The sequence below is a fragment of the Pseudomonas sp. PDM16 genome (assembly GCF_014851865.1).
In the GTDB taxonomy this organism is placed as follows: Bacteria; Pseudomonadota; Gammaproteobacteria; order Pseudomonadales; family Pseudomonadaceae; genus Aquipseudomonas.
This window is the reverse complement of the sequence record NZ_JACVAM010000007.1, coordinates 37895-44853: the sequence shown is the minus strand read 5'-3', so window position 1 is coordinate 44853 and position 6959 is coordinate 37895. Positions and strand designations below refer to the sequence as shown.

The window sequence follows — 6959 nt, the reverse complement described above, 5'->3', positions numbered from 1 at the left end:
GGCCGGAGACAGCAACAGCTTGGCTAAACCTGGACGAGCGGAGGTGACGCGCATGATCGTAGCCCTGTACGAGGCCAAAAAACCCCGTGCGGCGGATGTCCGCTCACGCTCGGGGGCCAATTAGCTAGCAGTGACTAAATGAAGAGATCAGACGCGGAGGCGGGCGAAGCCCGGTAGGCGCTTTGATGACTCGACCGTCCCCACAGCAATCCTTGCTCATGCCCCACCGAAGACAGGGCCGACAGATGCATGGCGCAAGGCAACAAGCACAATTTTATTTTTCTTATATTTTTCAATGATCTGTACCACAACAGAATGAATCAGATCACATGAAATCAAAAACTCTGCTGCTGGCTACTTAACACTAGCGCTCAAATAATGTCAAAATTACATCCGCCAACACAACACAAAAATAATATCGTCAAAAAAACATCACGCGATTAGAGCAGAGTTTCGCTGCGCCTCACCCCCTTCCCTTGGAGGGGGACCACCGCTAACACGTGAATTTTTGCGCCTCGCCAATCAGTCATCCGGGTCGATAGGCCTTGTCTGCCGGCGTTGTCGCCACCGAGGAGCAAGGTATGGATGCCGAACATTCACGAGCCGCCCTGGCCTGCCCGGAAACCGCCCCATCCACTCGTGGCAGCGCACACCGCACTGCCCTTCATTTCTGATCAGCCCAGAGAGGACAACCCCATGAGCGCGCCCATCAACCACATCGTATTCATCATCATGGACAGCTGCCGCTACGACTCCTGCATGGCGGCCAGCACGCCGAACATCGAGCGCGTTGGTCAGGTAGAGAAGCGATACTCCTATGCCTCCTGGACGGCGCCGTCGCACTACGCCTTCACCATGGGCATGCTGCCGCACAGCACGCCACGCGAGGTGTACGCCTCCGAGGTGTACAAGGAAGAGTTCGTCCAGTGGGTGGAGCGCACCGGCATCTCCGATGTGTCATTCCGCGACTTCATCCCGGAGCTGTCGCTGCCCAAGGTTCTGGGCCAGTTGGGTTATCGCACCGTGGCGCGGGTCTCCATGCCGGTGCTCAACCAGCAGACCGCAATCAATCAGCACTTCGATGACTACAAGCTGATGGACAACCACAACGACTTCGCCGGCATGGTCGCGGAGATGACCTTCCCCGAGGACGAGCCGCACTACTACTTCCTCAACCTGGGCGAGACCCACTATCCCTACATGCTCAAGGACGAGAACCTGCCGCGCATCTCCGGCGTGCACGGGGTGTTCAAGACCCTCGGCGGCGAGGCCCAGCACAATGCCGCGGACAGCGACGCGTTCTTCGATCAGGAGCAGATGGAGATGCTGCGCCAGCAGCAGGTCCGCTGCGTGGAGTACGTCGACGGGCTGATCGGCAAGCTGATGGAGAAGGCACCGGAAAACACCTGGTTCATCATCACCGCGGACCACGGCGAGCTGTTCGGCGAGGATGGCTACTTCGGCCACGGCCCGATCATGCACGAGAAGTGCTTCGAGGTACCCTTCGTCGAAGGCTTCGCAGGCAAGGCCTGATGCGCCAGCCGCTGTTCATCCTGGCGCTGCCGAGGTCCTACACCTCGCTGATAGCCGGCATGCTCGGCCAGCACCCGCAGGCCTATGGCCTGCCGGAGCTGAATCTGTTCACCGTCGATCGGCTGATCGAGATGTGGCAGGACGGCCAGGACAAGACGGGCATGTCGCGCTTCCAGCGCCACGGCATCCTGCGCGCGGTGGCGCAGATCTATGCCGGAGAGCAGAGCAGCGCTGCCGTGGTGATGGCCAACCACTGGGTAGCGGCGCGGCAGAATCGCAGCGGCATACAGGTCTTCCGCGAGATAGTCGAGGCGGTGTCGCCACTGATGGCCATCGACAAGAGCCCTGCCCATGTCGTGAGCCCGATGTATCTGCAGCGTATCTACGAAAACTATCCGAACGCCTTCTATCTACACCTGACCCGTCATCCGACCAATCAGGGTAACTCGGTGATGAAGATTCAGGATGGTGGCTACGCACTGTCGGTCAACTCCATCGATTATTGCGGCGGCGAGGCGATCGTCGACCCGCAGATCGCCTGGCACGACATCAACCTGAACATCATGGAGCTGCTGGAGAAGATCCCACCCCGGCAGAAACTACATGTGCGCGGCGAGGACGTGATGGCCGATCCACTGCAGTGCCTGCCACGCATCTGCCGCTGGCTGGGCCTGCGCGATGATTTCGAGGCGCTCGAGGACATGCTACATCCCGAGCTGTCGCCGTTCGCCACGGTCGGACCGATCAACGCGTTGTTCGGCAACGATCCGAACTACCTACGCAACCCGGTATTCGAGCCACACACGCCGAAGCAGCCTCCCCTGCGCGCTCCCCTGCCCTGGCGCATGGACGGAGCCTGCCTCAAACCCGAAGTGCAGCGTCTGGCGCTGGACTTCGGCTACCCACATTGAGCGAGAAGACACATGCCAACTCGTAGCCGTCTGGGCAACATCAGCACCCCGAGCGACCTCCTCCCCGAGCTACCGCCGCACCTTCAGGTGCTGCGCGATGATCTGCAGAAGCGGATTCAAGCCACCCGAGTGCGCCACTACCTGGATCGAGAGCTCTCCCACCTCAGCGGCAACCGTGAGATCGCGGCCAGTGTGCGTCTGCTGTTCGATGGGCAGGGCCGACCGTCCGAGAATCTCAGCCTCAAGGAAATCGTCAAGTTTCGGCAAAAGATCGAAACGGACATCCAGTGGCTGGATGCCGTACTCATAGAGCTGCGTAGCGACCTGAGCGTGGTGCTCGAACTGGAGGACGCAGCCATGGATGTGGCCAGCGTTCAACGAGCAGAAGACTACTGAGAGGCAACCCCATGCGTCTGACTTCCCTGATCGCTTTCGGCATGCTCCTGCTGGCAGGTGAAACCCTGGCCGCGGAAGGTCGATCGTACGAAATGAACGTTGGCGGCGAACAGCGCAGCTACAAACTGTTCGTACCCGATGGAGCTCCCAAAGGCCCCCTGCCGCTGATGATCGTGATGCATGGCGGGCTGGGCAACTCCGACGAGACTGAGCGCACGACCGGCATGAACCGGGTGGCGCAGTCGAACCAGTTCCTGGTGGTGTACCCCAACGGAACCGGCGCCCGCCTCATGCCGAATCGCCGCACCTGGAACGCCGGAAAATGCTGCGGCAAGGCAGTGGAGCGCAAGGTGGACGATGTCGGCTTTATCCACGCCATGCTCGCCGACATCACCAGCCATCACCAGGTCGATCGCTCGCGGGTCTATGCCACCGGCATTTCCAACGGCGCCATGATGGCCTACCGCCTGGCCTGTGAGCTGCCCGCCGACATTGCCGCGATAGTGCCGGTGTCCGGCACCATCGCGCTGAACAGCTGCCCCGGGGCGAAGAGCATCCCGGTGCTGCACATCCACGGCAGCAAGGACAGCAACGTGCCGTACCAGGGCGGCATGGGCGAGAACGCCATCGCCGGGGTGGCCCACCGCTCGGTGCCCGACACCCTGAAGATGATCGCCAGCGCCCACGGCTGCGCCGCCGGCTCCAGCGAGAAGGACCTGGCGGACGGCTCCGAACTGACCAGCTGGAACTGCCAGGGCAAGGCGCCGCTGCAACTGCGCCTGATCCCCAACGGCGAGCATGTCTGGCCGGGCGGCGACAGCCGACGCAACCGCAAGCTGTATGGCGGCAATTTCTCCGCCAGCCAGGCAGCCTGGGACTTTGCCAAGCAATTCAAGAAGAGCAACTGAGCCCACGCGACGGGACGGCAGAAGACGGCGTCCCTCCTGCTCCTGAGGTACTGCCAAGAACGCGGCGCCATTCCCTGGCGAATGGCTGACTGCACTCCATGAACAGCAGTAACCAGTTATCCACGAGGCACCCGACATGCCCCTCTCTCATCTAGAGCGCCTGGAAGCGGAGAGCATCGACATCTTCCGCGAAGCGGTTTCCGAGGCGGAAAAACCGGTGATGCTCTACTCCATCGGCAAGGACAGTGCAGTGATGCTGCACCTGGCGCGCAAGGCCTTCTTCCCGTCGCGCCCGCCCTTCCCGCTGCTGCACGTGGACACCACCTGGAAGTTCCGCGCCATGTACGACATGCGCGAGCGCATGGCCCGCGAGTCCGGCATGGAGCTGCTGGTGCACCATAACCAGGATGCCATGGCCCGCGGCATCAACCCCTTCACCCATGGCTCGGCGCTGCACACCGACCTGTGGAAGACCGAGGGCCTGAAGCAGGCGCTGGACCTGCATGGCTTCGACCTGGCTTTCGGCGGCGCACGCCGCGACGAGGAGAAGTCGCGCGCCAAGGAGCGCGTGTTCTCCTTCCGCAGCGCCCAGCACCGCTGGGAACCCAAGGCCCAGCGCCCTGAACTGTGGCGCCTCTACAATGCCCGCAAGCATCAGGGCGAGAGCATTCGCGCCTTTCCCCTGTCGAACTGGACCGAACTGGATATCTGGCAGTACATCTATCTGGAACAGATCCCGATCGTACCGCTCTACCTCGCAGAACGGCGCCCCGTTGTGCAGCGTGATGGCGTACTCATCATGGTCGACGACGAGCGCATGCCCCTGCGCGGCGGCGAGGAGCCCGAACTGAAAAGCGTACGTTTCCGCACGCTGGGCTGCTACCCGCTGACGGGTGCGGTAGAGTCGGAGGCGGACAGCCTGCCGGCGATCATCCGCGAGATGTTGCTGGCCACCACCAGCGAACGCCAGGGCCGGGTGATCGACCACGACAGCGCTGGCTCCATGGAAAAGAAGAAAGTCGAGGGGTACTTCTGATGAATGCGCAAATCCAGCTCATCGAAGAGGACATCGAGCAGTACCTCAAGGCGCACCAGCACAAGACCCTGCTGCGATTCATCACCTGCGGCAGTGTGGACGATGGCAAGAGCACTCTGATCGGCCGCCTGCTATATGAAGCCAAGGCGCTACTGGAGGACCAGCTCAGCGCCTTGGAAAGCGATTCGAAGAAACACGGTACCCAGGGCGGCGAGCTGGACTTCGCGCTACTGGTCGATGGTCTTTCAGCAGAACGCGAACAAGGCATCACCATCGATGTGGCCTACCGCTTCTTCGCCACCGAGAAACGCAAGTTCATCGTGGCCGACACTCCCGGGCACGAGCAGTACACCCGAAACATGATCACCGGAGCCTCTACCGCCGATGTGGCGGTGATTCTGGTCGATGCACGCAAGGGCATGCTGACTCAGACTCGCCGGCACAGCTATCTGGTATCGCTGATAGGCATCCGTCGAGTGGTGCTGGCGATCAACAAGCTGGACATGGTCGATTACTCCCAGGAAGTGTTCGAGCAGATCGACGCCGACTATCGTGCCTTCGCCAGCAAGCTGGGCATCGAGCACATCCAGAGCATTCCGCTGTCCGCGCTGCGCGGCGACAACATCACCGAGCTCAGCCCGAACACCCCCTGGTACTGCGGGCCCAGCCTCATGCAGTTCCTCGAAACGGTGGAGCTGGATCAGGCGCGTGAGGACGCGCCCCTTCGCATGCCGGTGCAATGGGTCAATCGTCCCAACCTCGACTTCCGAGGCTTCTCGGGGCGTATCCTCGGCGGTAGCGTACGGCAGGGCGATGCCGTTCGCGTATTACCATCCGGGAAAACCAGTCGCGTGGAGCGCATAGTGACGCTCGGTGGTGACCTCGAACAGGCCATTGCCGGCCAGTCGGTAACCCTGACCCTGAGCGACGAGATAGATATCAGCCGAGGCGATGTGATCGCCGCAGCCGACGCCCCGCCTGGAGTGGCAGACCAGTTCGAAGCGACCGTGGTATGGATGAGCGAGGAATCCATGCTGCCGGGGCGCCCATACCTGATCAAGCTAGGCGCCAGCAGCATCGGTGGCGCCCTCGGCCAACCGAAGTATCAGATCGACGTCAACAATCTCGACCAGCTCCCGTGCCGAACGCTAGGCCTGAACGAAGTCGGCGTCTGCACGCTCAGCCTGGATCGCGCAACGCCGTTCGATCCTTATGCAGAAAACCGCGACATGGGCAGCTTCATCGTCATCGACCGATACACCCACCAGACGGTCGGCGCCGGCATGCTGCATTTCGCCCTGCGCCGCTCGCAGAACATTCACTGGCAAGCCGTCGAGGTGGACAAGACAGCTAGAACTCGCCTGAACGGCCACAAGCCTTGCGTGATCTGGCTCACCGGGTTATCAGGTGCAGGCAAATCGACGATTGCCAACCTGTTGGAGCGGCGGCTGCATGCCTCGGGCGCACATACTTATCTATTGGATGGCGACAACGTGCGCCATGGCCTGAACAAGGATCTGGGTTTCACCGCGGCAGATCGGGTGGAGAACATCCGTCGTATCGGCGAAGTCGCCAAGCTCATGGCGGATGCGGGCCTGATCGTGGTGACAGCATTCATCTCGCCGTTCCGCTCCGAACGCCAGCTGGCGCGCGACCTGATGGACGAAGGGGAATTTGTCGAAGTATTCATCGACACGCCACTGGTCGAAGTGGAGAAACGTGACCCCAAAGGTCTTTACAAAAAGGCACGGCGCGGTGAGTTGAAGAACTTCACAGGCATAGACTCTCCCTACGAAGCCCCCGAATCACCCGAGATTCATATCGAGACACTAAAATACAGCGCCGATGAGGCCGCCGACATCATCGTCAGGCAGCTGGACGAGCTGGGGCTGTTGGGGAGAATGCATTAGGAATATCGAGAGAACGGGCACCGCCTCTTCCCGAGGCGGATATCCCACTCGCAGCAGCGGTGCCGATAAGCTATAGACAATTGGCATGCCGCCACTCTTCGCATGTGCCAATTATTGATGAACTCATTTTCAGAAATAACCATCCCATATATGCGGCGCATGCTAGCAATAAGGAACGTCGTCGCTATAATCGCGCCGCCTTAATATCCCTGTGAAACTCTTTGGCAATACTGATGGCTGCGAGCCAATGACGCAGCCCGAATGG

At 60.9% G+C, this 6959-nt stretch carries 6 protein-coding genes; all 6 read left to right on the top strand.

The genetic code is table 11. The features are described from left to right. The first annotated feature begins 696 nt into the window (after positions 1 to 696). The 6 genes from IB234_RS20945 (at position 697) to cysN (ending at position 6694) form a co-directional block, all read left to right on the top strand. Positions 697 to 1533 carry a sulfatase-like hydrolase/transferase gene (locus tag IB234_RS20945; RefSeq protein WP_192321638.1) on the top strand — a complete coding sequence of 279 codons (837 nt, stop codon included), beginning with the start codon at positions 697 to 699 and terminating at the stop codon, positions 1531 to 1533. Next, positions 1533 to 2444 carry a sulfotransferase family protein gene (locus IB234_RS20940; protein ID WP_192321636.1) on the top strand — a complete coding sequence of 304 codons (912 nt, stop codon included), beginning with the start codon at positions 1533 to 1535 and terminating at the stop codon, positions 2442 to 2444. The genes IB234_RS20945 and IB234_RS20940 overlap by 1 nt, the downstream gene beginning before the upstream one ends. Positions 2445 to 2456: 12 nt before the next feature. Beyond that, positions 2457 to 2840 carry a hypothetical protein gene (locus IB234_RS20935; RefSeq protein ID WP_192321634.1) on the top strand — a complete coding sequence of 128 codons (384 nt, stop codon included), beginning with the start codon at positions 2457 to 2459 and terminating at the stop codon, positions 2838 to 2840. Between the two features lie 11 nt (positions 2841 to 2851). Then, entirely contained in the window at positions 2852 to 3748 is an 897-nt protein-coding gene (locus IB234_RS20930) for an alpha/beta hydrolase family esterase (protein WP_192321631.1), read from the top strand. A gap of 136 nt (positions 3749 to 3884) precedes the next feature. Continuing rightward, complete coding sequence (gene cysD / locus IB234_RS20925; protein WP_192321629.1) at positions 3885 to 4784, top strand: sulfate adenylyltransferase subunit CysD; 900 nt, start codon at positions 3885 to 3887, stop codon at positions 4782 to 4784. After that, positions 4784 to 6694, top strand: coding sequence for a sulfate adenylyltransferase subunit CysN (cysN, locus tag IB234_RS20920; protein ID WP_192321627.1), 1911 nt, complete (start codon positions 4784 to 4786; stop codon positions 6692 to 6694). Before cysD ends, cysN begins: the two co-directional genes overlap by 1 nt. Positions 6695 to 6959: the final 265 nt, after the last annotated feature.